Origin of the sequence: Pengzhenrongella frigida (assembly GCF_004168625.1) — a bacterium.
Lineage (GTDB): Bacteria > Actinomycetota > Actinomycetes > Actinomycetales > Cellulomonadaceae > Pengzhenrongella > Pengzhenrongella frigida.
Genome location: NZ_SDWW01000022.1, coordinates 23,094 through 37,996 on the forward strand (window position 1 = coordinate 23,094; position 14,903 = coordinate 37,996).

17 protein-coding genes are annotated in these 14,903 nt (G+C 66.0%); all 17 read right to left on the reverse strand.

Annotation, left to right across the window (positions count from 1 at the left end; translation table 11 throughout):
- Position 1: 1 nt before the first annotated feature.
- The 17 genes from rplN to EUA98_RS10455 all read right to left on the reverse strand — a co-directional run bounded on the left by rplN (position 2) and on the right by EUA98_RS10455 (position 14,890).
- Positions 2 to 370 carry a 50S ribosomal protein L14 gene (gene rplN, locus EUA98_RS10375; RefSeq protein ID WP_130102614.1) on the reverse strand — a complete coding sequence of 123 codons (369 nt, stop codon included), beginning with the start codon at positions 368 to 370 and terminating at the stop codon, positions 2 to 4.
- Positions 371 to 509: 139 nt separating this feature from the next.
- Positions 510 to 791, reverse strand: coding sequence for a 30S ribosomal protein S17 (gene rpsQ, locus EUA98_RS10380; RefSeq protein WP_130102615.1), 282 nt, complete (start codon positions 789 to 791; stop codon positions 510 to 512).
- Between the two features lie 8 nt (positions 792 to 799).
- Positions 800 to 1,039, reverse strand: coding sequence for a 50S ribosomal protein L29 (rpmC, locus tag EUA98_RS10385; RefSeq protein ID WP_130102616.1), 240 nt, complete (start codon positions 1,037 to 1,039; stop codon positions 800 to 802).
- Positions 1,039 to 1,458 carry a 50S ribosomal protein L16 gene (gene rplP / locus EUA98_RS10390; RefSeq protein ID WP_130102617.1) on the reverse strand — a complete coding sequence of 140 codons (420 nt, stop codon included), beginning with the start codon at positions 1,456 to 1,458 and terminating at the stop codon, positions 1,039 to 1,041. The genes rpmC and rplP overlap by 1 nt, the downstream gene beginning before the upstream one ends.
- A gap of 2 nt (positions 1,459 to 1,460) precedes the next feature.
- Entirely contained in the window at positions 1,461 to 2,303 is an 843-nt protein-coding gene (gene rpsC, locus EUA98_RS10395; RefSeq protein ID WP_130102618.1) for a 30S ribosomal protein S3, read from the reverse strand.
- On the reverse strand, positions 2,303 to 2,671 hold the full coding sequence (gene rplV, locus EUA98_RS10400) for a 50S ribosomal protein L22 (protein WP_130102619.1): 369 nt from the start codon (positions 2,669 to 2,671) through the stop codon (positions 2,303 to 2,305). The genes rpsC and rplV overlap by 1 nt, the downstream gene beginning before the upstream one ends.
- Positions 2,672 to 2,742: 71 nt before the next feature.
- Positions 2,743 to 3,024 carry a 30S ribosomal protein S19 gene (gene rpsS, locus EUA98_RS10405; RefSeq protein WP_130102620.1) on the reverse strand — a complete coding sequence of 94 codons (282 nt, stop codon included), beginning with the start codon at positions 3,022 to 3,024 and terminating at the stop codon, positions 2,743 to 2,745.
- 11 nt (positions 3,025 to 3,035) lie between these two features.
- Entirely contained in the window at positions 3,036 to 3,872 is an 837-nt protein-coding gene (gene rplB / locus EUA98_RS10410) for a 50S ribosomal protein L2 (protein WP_130102621.1), read from the reverse strand.
- 32 nt (positions 3,873 to 3,904) lie between these two features.
- Positions 3,905 to 4,207: a 50S ribosomal protein L23 gene (gene rplW, locus EUA98_RS10415; RefSeq protein ID WP_130102622.1), complete on the reverse strand. Its 303-nt coding sequence runs from the start codon at positions 4,205 to 4,207 to the stop codon at positions 3,905 to 3,907.
- The gene (rplD, locus tag EUA98_RS10420; RefSeq protein WP_130102623.1) at positions 4,204 to 4,911 is read right to left on the reverse strand and encodes a 50S ribosomal protein L4; all 708 of its coding nucleotides are present in this window, start codon (positions 4,909 to 4,911) and stop codon (positions 4,204 to 4,206) included. Before rplD ends, rplW begins: the two co-directional genes overlap by 4 nt.
- 1 nt (position 4,912) lies before the next feature.
- Positions 4,913 to 5,572, reverse strand: a complete 660-nt coding sequence (rplC, locus tag EUA98_RS10425; RefSeq protein WP_130102624.1) for a 50S ribosomal protein L3 — start codon at positions 5,570 to 5,572, stop codon at positions 4,913 to 4,915.
- Between the two features lie 22 nt (positions 5,573 to 5,594).
- A complete protein-coding gene (gene rpsJ / locus EUA98_RS10430; protein WP_012867945.1) occupies positions 5,595 to 5,903 on the reverse strand; it encodes a 30S ribosomal protein S10 in 309 nt (102 codons plus the stop codon).
- 351 nt (positions 5,904 to 6,254) lie between these two features.
- Positions 6,255 to 7,448, reverse strand: coding sequence for an elongation factor Tu (gene tuf, locus EUA98_RS10435; RefSeq protein WP_130102625.1), 1,194 nt, complete (start codon positions 7,446 to 7,448; stop codon positions 6,255 to 6,257).
- A gap of 126 nt (positions 7,449 to 7,574) precedes the next feature.
- Positions 7,575 to 9,677, reverse strand: coding sequence for an elongation factor G (gene fusA / locus EUA98_RS10440; protein ID WP_130102626.1), 2,103 nt, complete (start codon positions 9,675 to 9,677; stop codon positions 7,575 to 7,577).
- Positions 9,678 to 9,742: 65 nt separating this feature from the next.
- Complete coding sequence (gene rpsG / locus EUA98_RS10445; RefSeq protein ID WP_130102627.1) at positions 9,743 to 10,213, reverse strand: 30S ribosomal protein S7; 471 nt, start codon at positions 10,211 to 10,213, stop codon at positions 9,743 to 9,745.
- Positions 10,213 to 10,587 (reverse strand): 30S ribosomal protein S12, encoded by a 375-nt coding sequence (gene rpsL / locus EUA98_RS10450; protein WP_130102628.1) that lies wholly within the window; start codon positions 10,585 to 10,587, stop codon positions 10,213 to 10,215. The genes rpsG and rpsL overlap by 1 nt, the downstream gene beginning before the upstream one ends.
- 427 nt (positions 10,588 to 11,014) lie before the next feature.
- Positions 11,015 to 14,890, reverse strand: a complete 3,876-nt coding sequence (locus EUA98_RS10455) for a DNA-directed RNA polymerase subunit beta' (RefSeq protein ID WP_130102629.1) — start codon at positions 14,888 to 14,890, stop codon at positions 11,015 to 11,017.
- Positions 14,891 to 14,903 lie beyond the last annotated feature (13 nt).

Here is a 14,903-nt window from a genome sequence, read left to right on the forward strand (position 1 = left end):
GTTAGAGCACCTCCGGAGCGAGCGAGATGATCTTCATGAACTTCTTGTCGCGCAGCTCGCGGCCCACCGGGCCGAAGATGCGCGTGCCACGGGGTTCGCCGTCGCTCTTGAGGATCACGGCCGCGTTCTCATCGAACTTGATGTACGAACCGTCGGGACGACGGCGCTCCTTCTTGGTGCGCACGATGACCGCCTTGACGACATCGCCCTTCTTGACGTTGCCGCCCGGGATCGCGTCCTTGACGGTGGCGACAATGGTGTCGCCAATTCCGGCGTAGCGACGTCCTGAGCCACCGAGAACGCGGATGCAAAGGATTTCCTTCGCACCAGTGTTGTCGGCGACCTTGAGTCGCGACTCCTGCTGGATCATTGATGAACTCCTGACGTCTGCTGGTTCTCGCAGATGCGAGCCTGGCGAACGGATAGCTGCCGTCTCGCACCCGTGGTGGGGTGCCGGCCGGAGCCGGCACCCCCTGCCACGGGGGCAACTGAGTTACTGCAGGGAAGGCCTACTTCGCCTTCTCGAGGATCTCCACCACGCGCCACCGCTTGGTCGCGGAGAGCGGGCGAGTTTCCATGATGACGACCAAGTCGCCGATGCCGGCCGCATTGGCCTCGTCGTGCGCCTTGACCTTGCTCGTGCGTCGGATGACCTTGCCGTAGAGCGGGTGCTTGACCCGGTCTTCGACCTCCACCACGACGGTCTTGTCCATCTTGTCGCTGATGACGTACCCGCGCCGCGACTTGCGGTCGGCGCGGTCAGCCGCAGCTTCGTTCTTCGTTGCGCTCATGGTCGACCTCACTCGCTCGCGCTCGGGGCAGTACGGATGCCGAGCTCGCGCTCGCGCAGGATCGTGTAGATCCGCGAGATGTCACGACGCACGGCCTTGAGACGCCCGTGGCTCTCGAGCTGACCGGTAGCCGACTGGAAGCGCAGGTTGAACAGCTCTTCCTTGGCCTTCTTGAGCTCGGCGACCAAACGCTCGTCGTCGAACCCGTCCAGCTCGGTGACGGCCAGATCCTTCGTTCCGATAGCCATCAGACGCCACCACCCTCGCGGACCACAAAACGGGTCTTCATCGGGAGCTTGTGCTGCGCGCGACGCATGGCCTCGCGCGCAAGCTCCTCCGGAACACCGGCGAGCTCGAAGAGAACCCGACCCGGCTTGACATTGGCGATCCACCACTCGGGCGAACCCTTACCGGAACCCATGCGGGTCTCAGCCGGCTTCTTCGTGAGCGGACGGTCCGGGTACACGTTGATCCAGACCTTCCCCCCACGCTTGATGTGGCGGGTCATGGCGATACGAGCGGCCTCGATCTGACGGTTCGTCAGGTACGCGGGCTCGAGAGCCTGGATACCGAACTCACCGAACGAGATCGCCGTACCACCGGTCGCGGCGCCGGAGCGCCCCGGGTGGTGCTGCTTGCGGTGCTTCAGCCTGCGCGGGATAAGCATGCTCAGGCCTCCGAACCGGACTCGGGGGCGGTCGCCGGGGCCGCTGCCGGAGCGGCAGCCTCAGCGGGAGCGGCGGCCGGGGCCGACGCTGCCTCGGGACGACGAGCTGCACCGGCGCCACCGCGAGCGGGGCGGTCGGGGCGATCGGTCCGGGGTCCACGCGGTGCACGCGGGGCCTGAGTGGCCTGCTGCTGCGCATACTCCTTCTCGGTCATGTCGCCCTTGTAGATCCAGACCTTCACGCCGATACGGCCGAAAGTGGTCCGGGCCTCATAGAAGCCGTAGTCGATGTTCGCGCGGAGGGTGTGCAACGGCACGCGTCCCTCGCGGTAGAACTCGCTGCGGCTCATCTCGGCGCCACCGAGGCGACCCGAGCACTGCACCCGGATGCCCTTGGCACCAGCGCGCTGGGCGGACTGCATGCCCTTGCGCATGGCGCGGCGGAACGAGACGCGGCTCGCAAGCTGCTCCGCGATCCCCTGGGCGACGAGCTGAGAATCCATCTCAGCGTTCTTCACCTCGAGGATGTTGAGCTGCACCTGCTTGCCGCTGAGCTTCTCGAGCTCGCCGCGGATGCGGTCGGCCTCCGCGCCACGACGCCCGATGACGATCCCGGGACGTGCGGTGTGGATGTCGACGCGAACCCGGTCACGGGTCCGCTCGATCTCGACCTTGGAGATCCCGGCTCGCTCGAGCCCGGTCGCCATCAGCTTGCGGATGGCTACGTCCTCACGGACGTAGTCGCGGTAACGCTGTCCCGGCTTGGTGCTGTCAGCAAACCAACGCGACCGGTGGTCGGTGGTGATGCCTAGGCGGTACCCGTGCGGGTTGACCTTCTGTCCCACTATCGGGCCCTCTCCTTCTTCTCGACGGGGGCCACGACCACGGTGATGTGGCTGGTCCGCTTGAGGATCTGGCTTGCCCTGCCCTGTGCCCGCGGTCGGAACCGCTTGAGGGTCGGACCCTCGTCGACGTACGCCTCAGTGATGACGAGCGCGTGCTCGTCGAACGCTTCGCTCGCACGATCGGCCTTGACCCTCGCGTTGGCGATCGCACTTTCGACCACCTTGCGGACGGTCTCCCCAGCAGCCTGCGGCGCGAACTTCAGCGTCGCCACGGCCACGTCGGCCTGCTTGCCACGGATGAGGTCCACGACGCGCCGGGCCTTCTGGGGCGTGACGCGGACGAACCGCGCCTGCGCCTTGGCTTCCATTGCTGTCCTGCCTTCTGTCTCGTCTAGCTCAAAGAACGGTGTAAGGAACTGCCACTACCGACCGGTGAAGGTCAGCGGCGACGCGCCTTGCGGTCGTCCTTCTCGTGGCCGCGGAAGGTCCGCGTAGGGGCGAACTCGCCCAGCTTGTGTCCGACCATCGCCTCGGTGACGAAGACGGGTGTGTGCTTGCGGCCGTCGTGCACCGCAAACGTGTGACCCAGGAAGTCCGGGGTGATGAGCGAACGACGGGACCACGTCTTGATGACGTTCTTGGTCCCCTTCTCGTTCTGGACGTCGACCTTTTTCTGCAGGTGACCGTCGACGAACGGGCCCTTCTTCAGGCTGCGTGGCATCTCGAGCTCCTTCAGCGCTTCTTGTTGAGGCGCCGACGGCGCACGATGAGCTTGTCGCTCGGCTTGTTGGGACGACGGGTTCGGCCCTCAGGCTGACCCCACGGGCTGACCGGGTGTCGTCCACCTGAGGTCTTGCCCTCGCCACCACCGTGCGGGTGGTCGACCGGGTTCATGGCGACACCACGGACGGAGGGGCGCTTGCCCTTCCACCGCATCCGGCCGGCCTTGCCCCAGTTGATGTTCGACTGCTCGGCGTTGCCGACCTCACCGATGGTGGCGCGGCAGCGCAGGTCGACGTTGCGGATCTCGCCGGACGGCATGCGCAGCTGCGCATAGATGCCGTCCTTGGCAACGAGCTGCACCGACACACCAGCCGAACGGGCGATCTTGGCGCCACCACCGGGCTTGAGCTCGATGGCGTGCAGGACCGTACCGGTCGGGATGTTGCGAAGCGGCAGGTTGTTGCCGGGCTTGATGTCGGCACCAGCACCGTTCTCGACGAAGTCGCCCTGCTTGAGCTTGTTCGGCGCGATGATGTAGCGCTTCTCACCGTCCACGTAGTGGAGCAGCGCGATGCGCGCGGTGCGGTTGGGGTCGTACTCGATGTGAGCGACCTTCGCCGGCACGCCGTCCTTGTCATGCCGACGGAAGTCGATGACGCGGTAGGCCCGCTTGTGGCCACCACCCTGATGACGGGTGGTCACCCGACCGGTGGAGTTGCGGCCACCAGTCTTGTGCAGCGGACGGACCAACGACTTCTCCGGCGTGGAGCGCGTGATCTCGACGAAGTCGGCGACGGACGAGCCGCGACGGCCCGGCGTAGTCGGCTTGTACTTACGGATTCCCATGGGGATCTGTCCTCAATCTGCTCTCGGTCGGCTCAGCCGACCGGTCCGCCGAAGATGTCGATCGTGCCCTCGCGGAGAGTGACGATCGCACGCTTGGTGTCCTTGCGCTTGCCAAGGCCGAACTTGGTCCGCCGCGTCTTGCCCTTGCGGTTGATGGTGTTCACCGAAGCGACCTTGACGGAGAAGATCTGCTCGATCGCGACCTTGATCTCCGTCTTGTTCGCGCGCGGGTCCACGACGAAGGTGTACTTGCCCTCGTCGAGCAGCCCGTAGCTCTTCTCCGAGACGACCGGCGCGATCAAGATGTCGCGGGGGTCTTTCGTCACGGTGGTCACTTGGTGTCCTCCTCGATCTTGGCCTGCGACGCCTCGCTGGACGTTCCGACAGCCTTCACCGAGCGGCCGGTAGCCGGCCCCGCCAGGAACGCGTCGAGCGCGCCCTGCGTGAAGATGACGTCGTCGGAGACGAGCACGTCGTAGGTGTTCAGCTGGTCAGCGACCAGGAGGTGCACCTGCTCGACGTTGCGAAGCGACTTCCAGGTGATCTCATCCTGACGCTCCACGACGACCAGCACGTGCTTGCGACCCGACAGGCGGGCCAGAACCTCGAGAGCCACCTTGGTCGACGGCGCGGCGCCCGGGGCGAACCCGGAGACGACGTGCACGCGACCGGCGCGGGCGCGGTCCGAAAGAGCACCGCGGAGCGCCGCGGTCTTCATCTTCTTCGGGGTCCGCTGGCTGTAGTCGCGCGGCGTCGGGCCGTGAACGACCCCACCACCGGTGAACTGAGGAGCGCGGGTCGAGCCCTGACGGGCGCGGCCGGTGCCCTTCTGCTTGTGCGGCTTACGGCCACCACCACTCACCTCGCCACGATTCTTCGTGGAGTGAGTTCCCTGGCGAGCCGCCGCAAGCTGCGCGACGACGACCTGGTGGATCAGGGGGATGTTCGTCTGGACGTCGAACACCTCGGCGGGCAGGTCGGCGGAGCCGGCCTTCTTGCCTGAGGAGTCGAGTACGTCGACGGTCAGTGTCTCAGCCACGTCATGCTCCCTTCGCGGCGGTCCGCACGAGCACGATGCCGTTCCGGGGTCCGGGGACGGCGCCCTTGACGAGCAGCAGACCCTTCTCGGCGTCGACAGCGTGCACGGTGAGGTTCTGGGTGGTCATCTTGTCGAAGCCCATCCGGCCGGCCATCTTCATGCCCTTGAACACGCGCGACGGGGTGGAGGCCCCACCGATCGAGCCGGGCTTGCGGTGGTTGCGGTGGGCACCGTGCGAGGCGCCGACGCCGTGGAAGCCGTGACGCTTGATGACACCCGCGGTGCCCTTGCCCTTGGTGGTACCGGAGACGTCGACGCGGGAACCCGCTTCGAACGCCACGGCGGTGATCTCCTGGCCGAGCGAGTAGTCGCCGGCATCCGGAGTACGAACTTCGGCCACATGCCGGCGGGGGGTGACCCCGGCCTTCTCGAAGTGGCCCTTGAGGGGCTGGCTCACCTTGCGGGGATCAATCTGGCCGTAGGCCAGCTGGACCGCGGCGTAGCCGTCTGTCTCAGCGGTGCGCACCTGGGTGACGACGTTCGTGCCGACCAGAACGACAGTGACGGGGATGAGGAGGCCGTTGGCGTCCCACACCTGCGTCATGCCGAGCTTGGTACCGAGCACGGCCGTGATCGGGCGCGCGTTCTGCTGGGTGGTCATGGTGATCAGTTCCTTCCCAGCTTCAGAGCTTGATCTCGATATTCACGTCTGCCGGCAGGTCGAGGCGCATGAGCGAGTCGACCGCCTTCGGCGTGGGATCGATGATGTCGATGAGCCGCTTGTGCGTGCGCATCTCGAAGTGCTCGCGGCTGTCCTTGTACTTGTGAGGCGACCGGATGACGCAGAAAACGTTCTTCTCCGTCGGCAGCGGCACCGGTCCTACGACCGTCGCTCCAGCTCGGGTCACCGTGTCGACGATCTTGCGCGCCGAGCTGTCGATGACCTCGTGGTCGTACGACTTGAGCCGGATGCGGATCTTCTGTCCCGCCATTCGTCTGACTCTCTCTCTAGAACGGCTCTTCCGACCCCCGCACTCGGGCGTGTCGCGCATTGCGGACACACTTTTGCGCTGCACACTCGTGAAAGGTACGAGGTCGTTGGATGCTGTCTGGGCTCTGCCACCGGGTTGTCCCCGGGGCCAGTAGAACCCTCAACGTTTTCTTGCCTACGCGAGCCCGCGCGCAACTGCACGCGCTCGAAGCTCCCACCGGGCAACCTGGCTAGTGTGCCAGAGGAACGCCGTGAAGACCAATCGCGTGGATGGCCGACGCCGGCTAGTTCCCCGCCTCACGGCGGGGTGCGGGCAGGGCCCGGGCGACGTGCCCGGGCCCCACCCTCAAGATCACTTGATGATCTTGGTGACCTTGCCTGAACCGACCGTCCGGCCACCCTCGCGGATGGCGAAGCCGAGGCCGATCTCCATGGCGATCGGCTGGATCAGCGCGACCGTCATCTCGGTGTTGTCGCCGGGCATGACCATCTCGGTGCCCTCGGGCAGCGTGATGACGCCGGTGACGTCGGTGGTGCGGAAGTAGAACTGCGGGCGGTAGTTCGCGTAGAACGGGTTGTGACGCCCACCCTCATCCTTGGCGAGGATGTAGACCTGCGCCTCGAAGTCCTTGTGGGGGGTGATCGAACCCGGCTTGACGACGACCTGGCCGCGCTCGACGTCCTCGCGCTTGGTGCCACGAAGGAGCAGGCCGACGTTCTCGCCCGCCTCCGCGTAGTCGAGGAGCTTGCGGAACATCTCGACGCCGGTGACCGTGGTCTTGATCGCCTTCTCCTTGATACCGACGACCTCGACCTCCTCGTTCACCTTGAGCTTGCCACGCTCGACGCGGCCGGTGACGACCGTGCCACGACCGGTGATCGTGAAGACGTCCTCGATCGGCATGAGGAACGGCTTGTCGATGTCGCGGATCGGGTCCGGGACGGACTCGTCGACGGCGTCCATGAGGTCGGAGACCGACTTGACCCACTTCGGGTCACCCTCGAGCGCCTTGAGCGCCGAGACCTGGATGACCGGGACGTTGTCGCCGTCGAAGCCCTGAGCCGTGAGCAGCTCGCGGACCTCGACCTCGACGAGCTCGAGGATCTCTTCGTCGTCGACCAGGTCGGCCTTGTTCAGCGCGACGAGGAGGTACGGCACGCCGACCTGGCGGGCGAGCAGAACGTGCTCACGCGTCTGGGCCATGGGGCCGTCGGTCGCCGCGACCACGAGGATGGCGCCGTCCATCTGCGCCGCACCCGTGATCATGTTCTTGATGTAGTCCGCGTGCCCAGGCGCATCGATGTGCGCGTAGTGGCGCTTCTCGGTCTGGTACTCGACGTGCGCGATGTTGATGGTGATTCCGCGCTGCTTCTCTTCGGGCGCCTTGTCGATCTCGTCGAACGGCGTGAAGGGATTCAGCTCGGGGAACTTGTCGTGCAGCATCTTCGAGATCGCTGCAGTCAGCGTCGTCTTGCCATGGTCGACGTGACCGATGGTCCCGATGTTGACGTGCGGCTTAGTCCGCTCGAACTTGGCCTTGCCCACTGTGTCCTCCTCGGACTCAAGGTAGTGATGTGACGAAACGATGCAGGAGTCATGCTGACACCTGCCGGGCGTTCGGTCCTACCGGTCGGTTGATAGTGCGGAACTGCTGGTTTCGACCAGTGGGACTTACTCGCCCCGGGTCTTCTTGATGATCTCCTCGGCAACGTTCCGAGGAACCTCGGAGTAGCTGTCGAACTGCATCGAGTACACCGCGCGACCCTGGGTCTTCGACCGCAGGTCACCGACATACCCGAACATCTCTGACAGAGGAACCAGGGCGCGAATAACCTTGACGCCCTTAGCGTCCTCCATGGACTGGATCATGCCGCGGCGCGAGTTCAGGTCACCGATGACGTCGCCCATGTACTCCTCGGGCGTGCGCACCTCGACCTCGAACTTCGGCTCGAGCAGAACCGGGTCAGCCTGACGGACGGCTTCCTTGAGAATCATGGAACCCGCGATCTTGAACGCCATCTCCGAGGAGTCGACGTCGTGAGACGCACCGTCGAGCAGGATCGCCTTGATGCCGACGAGCGGGTAGCCCGCCAGCACACCGAGCAGCATCGCGCTCTGGATACCGGCGTCGACCGACGGGATGTACTCCCGCGGGATGCGACCACCGGTGACCTTGTTGTCGAACTCGTACAGCTCACCCTCAGAGGCGTTGAGCGGTTCGAACGTCATCTGGATCTTGGCGTACTGACCCGAACCACCCGTCTGCTTCTTGTGGGTGTAGTCGAGCTTGACCACGCTGCGACGGATCGTCTCGCGGTAGGCAACCTGCGGCTTGCCGACGTTGGCCTCGACCTTGAACTCGCGGCGCATGCGGTCCACCAGGATGTCCAGGTGGAGCTCGCCCATGCCGGCGATGATCGTCTGACCGGTGTCGATGTCGAGGTTGACCCGGAACGTCGGGTCCTCCTCGGCAAGCTTCTGGATCGCGAGCGACAGCTTCTCCTGGTCGCCCTTCGTCTTCGGCTCGATAGCAACCGAGATGACGGGCTCGGGGAAGGTCATCGACTCGAGCACGATCTGGTTCTGCGGGTCGCAGAGCGTGTCACCGGTGGTGACGTCCTTGAGCCCGATGAACGCGTAGATGTGACCAGCCGTCGCGTCCTCGACCGGGTTCTCCTTGTTGGCGTGCATCTGGAAGAGCTTCCCGATGCGCTCCTTCTTGCCCTTGGTCGAGTTGTAGACCTGGGCACCGGACGCCACGTGACCGGAGTACACGCGGACGTACGTGAGCTTGCCGAAGAACGGGTGCGTGGCGACCTTGAACGCCAGAGCCGAGAACGGCTCCGTCGACTGCGGTGCACGCGTGAGGATCTTCTCCTCGTTGCCCGGCGCGTGGCCCTCCATCGGAGGCACGTCGAGCGGCGAGGGGAGGTAGTCGATGACGGCGTCGAGCATGGGCTGGACGCCCTTGTTCTTGACCGCTGACCCGCACAGGATCGGGTACGCCTCACCGGTGATCACGAGCTGGCGGATGCCGGCCTTGATCTCGGCGATGGTGAACTCTTCGCCCGCGAGGTACTTCTCGAGCATCTCTTCGCTCGTGTCGGCAACGGCCTCGATGATCGCAGCCCGGTACTCGACGGCCTTCTCGACCATGTCGGCCGGGATCTCCTCGGTCGAGTAGACCTCGCCCAGCGCGGTCTCGCCGCGCCACACGAGCGCCTTCTGCTCGATCAGGTCGATGACGCCGATGAAGTCGTTCTCGGCACCGATCGGCAGCTGGATCGGAAGCGGCTTCGCCTTGAGACGGTCGACGATCGTCTGAACCGTGTAGTAGAAGTCCGCGCCGAGCTTGTCCATCTTGTTCACGAAGCAGATGCGGGGGACGTCGTACTTGTCCGCCTGCCGCCACACCGTCTCAGACTGGGGCTCGACACCTTCCTTGCCGTCGAAGACCGCAACCGCACCGTCGAGGACGCGCAGCGAGCGCTCGACCTCGACCGTGAAGTCCACGTGTCCCGGGGTGTCGATGATGTTGACCTGGTTTTCTTTCCAGTAGCAGGTCGTCGCGGCGGACGTGATCGTGATGCCGCGCTCCTGCTCCTGCTCCATCCAGTCCATCGTCGACGCACCATCGTGCGTCTCACCGATCTTGTAGTTGACCCCGGTGTAGAACAGGATCCGCTCGGTGACGGTCGTCTTGCCGGCATCGATGTGCGCCATGATGCCGATGTTCCGGACCTTTTTCAGGTCCGTCAGCACGTCGAGTGCCACTGTGTCGCCCTTCTGAAGCAGTCGGTTGGCGCCGCTGGACTAATCGGCAGGCGGCGCCGCTGGGGTCACCAGCGGTAGTGCGCGAAGGCCTTGTTGGACTCGGCCATCTTGTGCATGTCCTCGCGACGCTTGACCGCGGCACCCAGGCCGTTGCTCGCGTCGAGAATCTCGTTCATGAGGCGCTCGGTCATCGACTTCTCGCGACGTGCACGGGAGTAGTCGGTGAGCCAGCGCAGCGCGAGCGTCGTGGAGCGAACCGGACGAACCTCGACGGGGACCTGGTAGGTCGCACCGCCGACGCGCCGGGACTTGACCTCGAGCGCGGGACGCACGTTCTCGAGCGCACGCTTGAGGACGACGACGGGGTCGCCGCTGACCTTGGCCTCGACGCCCTCGAGGGCGCCGTAGACGATGGCCTCAGCGACGGACTTCTTGCCGTCGCGGAGGACCTTGTTGATGAGCTGCGTGACGACCGGCGATCCGTAGACCGGGTCGATGACGAGCGGCCTCTTGGGGGCCGGACCCTTGCGAGGCATTACTTGCTCCCCTTCTTGGCGCCGTAGCGGCTGCGGGCCTGCTTGCGGTTCTTCACGCCCTGCGTGTCGAGCGCGCCGCGGACGATCTTGTAACGGACACCGGGAAGGTCCTTGACCCGACCGCCACGCACGAGCACGATCGAGTGCTCCTGGAGGTTGTGCCCCTCACCGGGGATGTATGCCGTGACCTCGATCTGGCTGGACAGCTTCACGCGCGCAACCTTGCGAAGGGCCGAGTTCGGCTTCTTCGGGGTGGTCGTGTACACGCGGGTGCACACGCCGCGTCGCTGCGGGCTGCCCTTGAGCGCCGGGGTCTTCGACTTTGTGGACTTGGGCTGCCGGCCCTTACGGACCAGCTGCTGGATCGTAGGCACTACGTCTCCGTGTCTGTTCGATGTGTCTCTGGTCAACCGAAACCTTGTCCGGTCTGGTCGGATCGACCCATCAGGGCCGACCCGGAGGTCTTGAGTCCCGATCCGACCCCCGCATCCGGGCGTGTCGCCCCATCTTCATCAAGCGGGCACCGTCGGAAGAGAACGTCCGACGTTGTCCGCGCGAGTGGGATGGAGATCAACCCGGCACCCATCACTGACCACCGAGGCGGTCACGGAATCACGGTGCATGCACGAGGGCCCGACGGCGCGGGCACGGACGGCAACATTACCGGCACGGCCGGGCTCAGTCAAAGCACCCCTCGTGAGGCCGCCCGCCGGGCCCGGCGCACGCGCCGGTCCAGCACGAACGGGGGCCCACCGCAGCGCGGTGGGCCCCCGTCGGGGTGCTGCTGTCAGACGGTCGAGATCAGCGGAAGTCGCCGAAGTCGAGGTCCTCGAGCGGGATCGCCTCGCCGGAGCCGAGCCCCAGCGCCGGGAAGTCGATCTCGTCGTACCCGAAGCTCGGGTACAGCTCGGCCTTCGCCTCTTCGGTGGGCTCGACCGACACGTTGCCGTACCGGGGAAGACCGGTACCCGCCGGGATGAGCTTGCCGATGATGACGTTCTCCTTGAGGCCCAGCAGCGGGTCGCTGCGGCCGCTCATGGACGCCTCGGTCAGCACGCGGGTGGTCTCCTGGAAGGAGGCCGCCGAGAGCCACGAGTCGGTCGCGAGCGAGGCCTTGGTGATGCCCATGAGCTCGGGACGACCCGAGGCCGGCTGGCCACCCTCCGCGACCGCACGGCGGTTGGCGTCCTCGAACCGGCCACGCTCGGCGAGCTCGCCGGGCAGCAGGTCCGAGTCACCGGAGTCGAGGACCGTCACGCGCCGCAGCATCTGTCGCACGATGACCTCGATGTGCTTGTCGTGGATGTCCACGCCCTGCGAGCGGTAGACCTCCTGGACCTCGTCGACAAGGTGCTTCTGCGTGGCCCGCGGGCCGAGGATGCGCAGCACCTTCTTCGGGTCGACGGCGCCCTGGACGAGCTGCGTACCGACCTCGACGTGATCGCCGTCGGCCACCAGCAGGCGGGACCGCTTGGTGATCGGGTAGGCGAGCTCCTCGGAGCCGTCGTCCGGCGTGAGCACGATGCGGCGGGTCCGGTCGGACTCGTCGATCGTGACCTGGCCGGAGAACTCTGCGATGGGGCCCTCACCCTTGGGGGTACGGGCCTCGAAGAGCTCCTGCACGCGGGGCAGACCCTGCGTGATGTCGTCGGCCGACGCCACACCACCGGTGTGGAAGGTACGCATGGTCAGCTGCGTGCCGGGCTCACCGATCGACTGGGCCGCGATGATGCCGACGGCCTCGCCGATGTCGACGAGCTTGCCGGTCGCGAGCGACCGGCCGTAGCACTTGGCGCAGGTACCGACCCGAGACTCGCACGTGAGGACCGAGCGGATCTTGAGCTCGGTCACCCCCGCGGCGAGCAGCGCATCGAGGAGCACGTCGCCGACGTCGTCGCCAGAGTGTCCGAGGACCTTGCCGTCGACCTCGACGGTCGTGGCGAGCGTCCGGGTGTAGACGCTCGTCTCGACCTTGTCGTGGCGGCGCAGCGTGCCGTCACCGGCCGGGACGCCGATCGTCATGGTCAGGCCGCGCTCGGTCCCGCAGTCGTCCTCGCGGACGATGACGTCCTGGGAGACGTCCACGAGCCGACGCGTGAGGTACCCGGAGTCGGCGGTCCGCAGTGCGGTGTCCGCCAGCCCCTTGCGGGCGCCGTGCGTGGCGATGAAGTACTCGAGGACGGACAGGCCCTCGCGGTAGTTGGACTTGATCGGGCGCGGGATGATCTCGCCCTTCGGGTTCGCCACGAGGCCGCGCATACCGGCGATCTGACGGACCTGCATCCAGTTACCACGGGCACCCGAACCGACCATCCGGAAGATGGTCGAGCTCGGCGGGAAGTTCGTCCGCATCGCCTCGGCCACCTTGTCGGTCGCCTGGGTCCAGATCTCGATGAGCTCCTGACGGCGCTCGTCGTCGGTGATCAGACCCTTCTCGTACTGGGTCTGCACCTTGGCGGCCCGCGCCTCGTGCTCCTCGAGGATCGCGGCCTTCTCGACCGGGGTGATCACGTCGGAGATCGAGATGGTGACGCCGGATCGGGTGGCCCAGCGGAAGCCGGCCTCCTTCAGCGCGTCCAGGCTCGCCGCGACCTCCACCTTCGGGTACCGCTCGGCGAGGTCGTTGACGATCGTGGAGAGGCGCTTCTTGTCGACGACGCCGTTCTCGTACGGGTAGTCCACGGGCAGCAGCTCGTTGAACAGCGCCCGGCCGAGGGTCGTGCCGAAGATGATCGGCTCGGCCCCGGTCCAGCCCTCGGGGGCCGTGAAGCCGTCGACGGGCGGGATGAAGTCCTCGAGCCGGATGGAGATCTCGGCGTTCAGGTCGATGGTGTGACCGTCGAACGCCATGATCGCCTCGGAGACCGAGCTGAACGCCCGGCCTGCGCCCAGCGCGTCGGCCTTGTCAGACGTCAGGTGGTACAGCCCGATGATCATGTCCTGGGAGGGCATGGTCACGGGACGTCCGTCGGACGGCTTGAGGATGTTGTTGCTCGAGAGCATGAGGATCCGGGCCTCGGCCTGGGCCTCCGCGCTCAGGGGCAGGTGCACGGCCATCTGGTCACCGTCGAAGTCGGCGTTGAACGCGCCGCAGACGAGCGGGTGCAGGTGGATCGCCTTGCCCTCGACCAGCTGAGGCTCGAAGGCCTGGATGCCGAGACGGTGGAGCGTCGGTGCACGGTTGAGCATGACGGGGTGCTCGGTGATGACCTCTTCGAGGACGTCCCAGACCACCGGGCGGGCCCGCTCGACCATGCGCTTGGCGCTCTTGATGTTCTGCGCGTGGTTGAGGTCGACGAGCCGCTTCATGACGAAGGGCTTGAAGAGCTCGAGCGCCATCTGCTTGGGCAGACCGCACTGGTGCAGCTTGAGCTGCGGGCCGACGACGATGACCGAACGGCCGGAGTAGTCGACGCGCTTGCCGAGGAGGTTCTGACGGAACCGCCCCTGCTTGCCCTTGAGCATGTCCGAGATGGACTTGAGCGGGCGGTTGCCCGGACCGGTCACCGGGCGTCCGCGACGGCCGTTGTCGAACAGCGCGTCGACGGCCTCCTGGAGCATCCGCTTCTCGTTGTTGACGATGATCTCGGGCGCGCCGAGGTCGAGCAGCCGCTTGAGGCGGTTGTTCCGGTTGATCACGCGGCGGTAGAGGTCGTTGAGGTCGGAGGTCGCGAAGCGGCCACCGTCCAGCTGGACCATCGGGCGCAGGTCCGGGGGGATGACCGGAACGGCGTCGAGGACCATGCCCTCGGGCGTGTTGCTCGTGGTGAGGAACGCGTTGACGACCTTGAGCCGCTTGAGCGCGCGCGTCTTGCGCTGGCCCTTGCCGTTCTTGATCGTGTCGCGCAGCGACTCGGCCTCGGCCTCGAGGTCGAAGGCCTGCAGCCGCTTCTGGATCGCGGCGGCACCCATCGAACCCTCGAAGTAGTTGCCGTAGCGGTCCGACAGCTGGCGGTAGAGCAGCTCGTCGCCCTCGAGGTCAGCGACCTTGAGGTTCTTGAACCGGTCCCAGACCGTGTCGAGACGCTCGAGCTCGAGGTCCGAGCGCTTGCGCAGCTGGGTCATCTCGCGCTCGGCGGAGTCGCGCACCTTGCGGCGCGCGTCGGCGCGGGCACCCTCGGCCTCGAGCTCGGCCAGGTCGGCCTCGAGCTTCTTGGCGCGAGCCTCGATGTCGTTGTCGCGGCGGTCGGTGATCTCCTTCTTCTCCAGGTCGATCTCGTTCTGGAGGTTGGGGAGGTCTTCGTGCCGGCCGGCCTCGTCGACGCTCGTGATCATGTACGCGGCGAAGTAGATGACCTTCTCGAGGTCCTTCGGCGCGAGGTCGAGCAGGTAGCCGAGACGGGACGGCACACCCTTGAAGAACCAGATGTGGGTCACCGGGGCGGCGAGCTCCACGTGGCCCATGCGCTCACGGCGCACCTTGGACCGCGTGACCTCGACACCGCAGCGCTCGCAGATGATGCCCTTGAAGCGCACGCGCTTGTACTTGCCGCAGTAGCACTCCCAGTCCCGGGTGGGGCCGAAGATCTTCTCGCAGAAGAGCCCGTCCTTTTCCGGCTTCAGGGTGCGGTAGTTGATGGTTTCGGGCTTCTTGACCTCGCCATGAGACCAGGCGCGGATGTCTTCGGCCGTGGCCAGACCGATACGCAACTCATCGAAGACGTTGACGTCGAGCAATGCGTCCTACTTC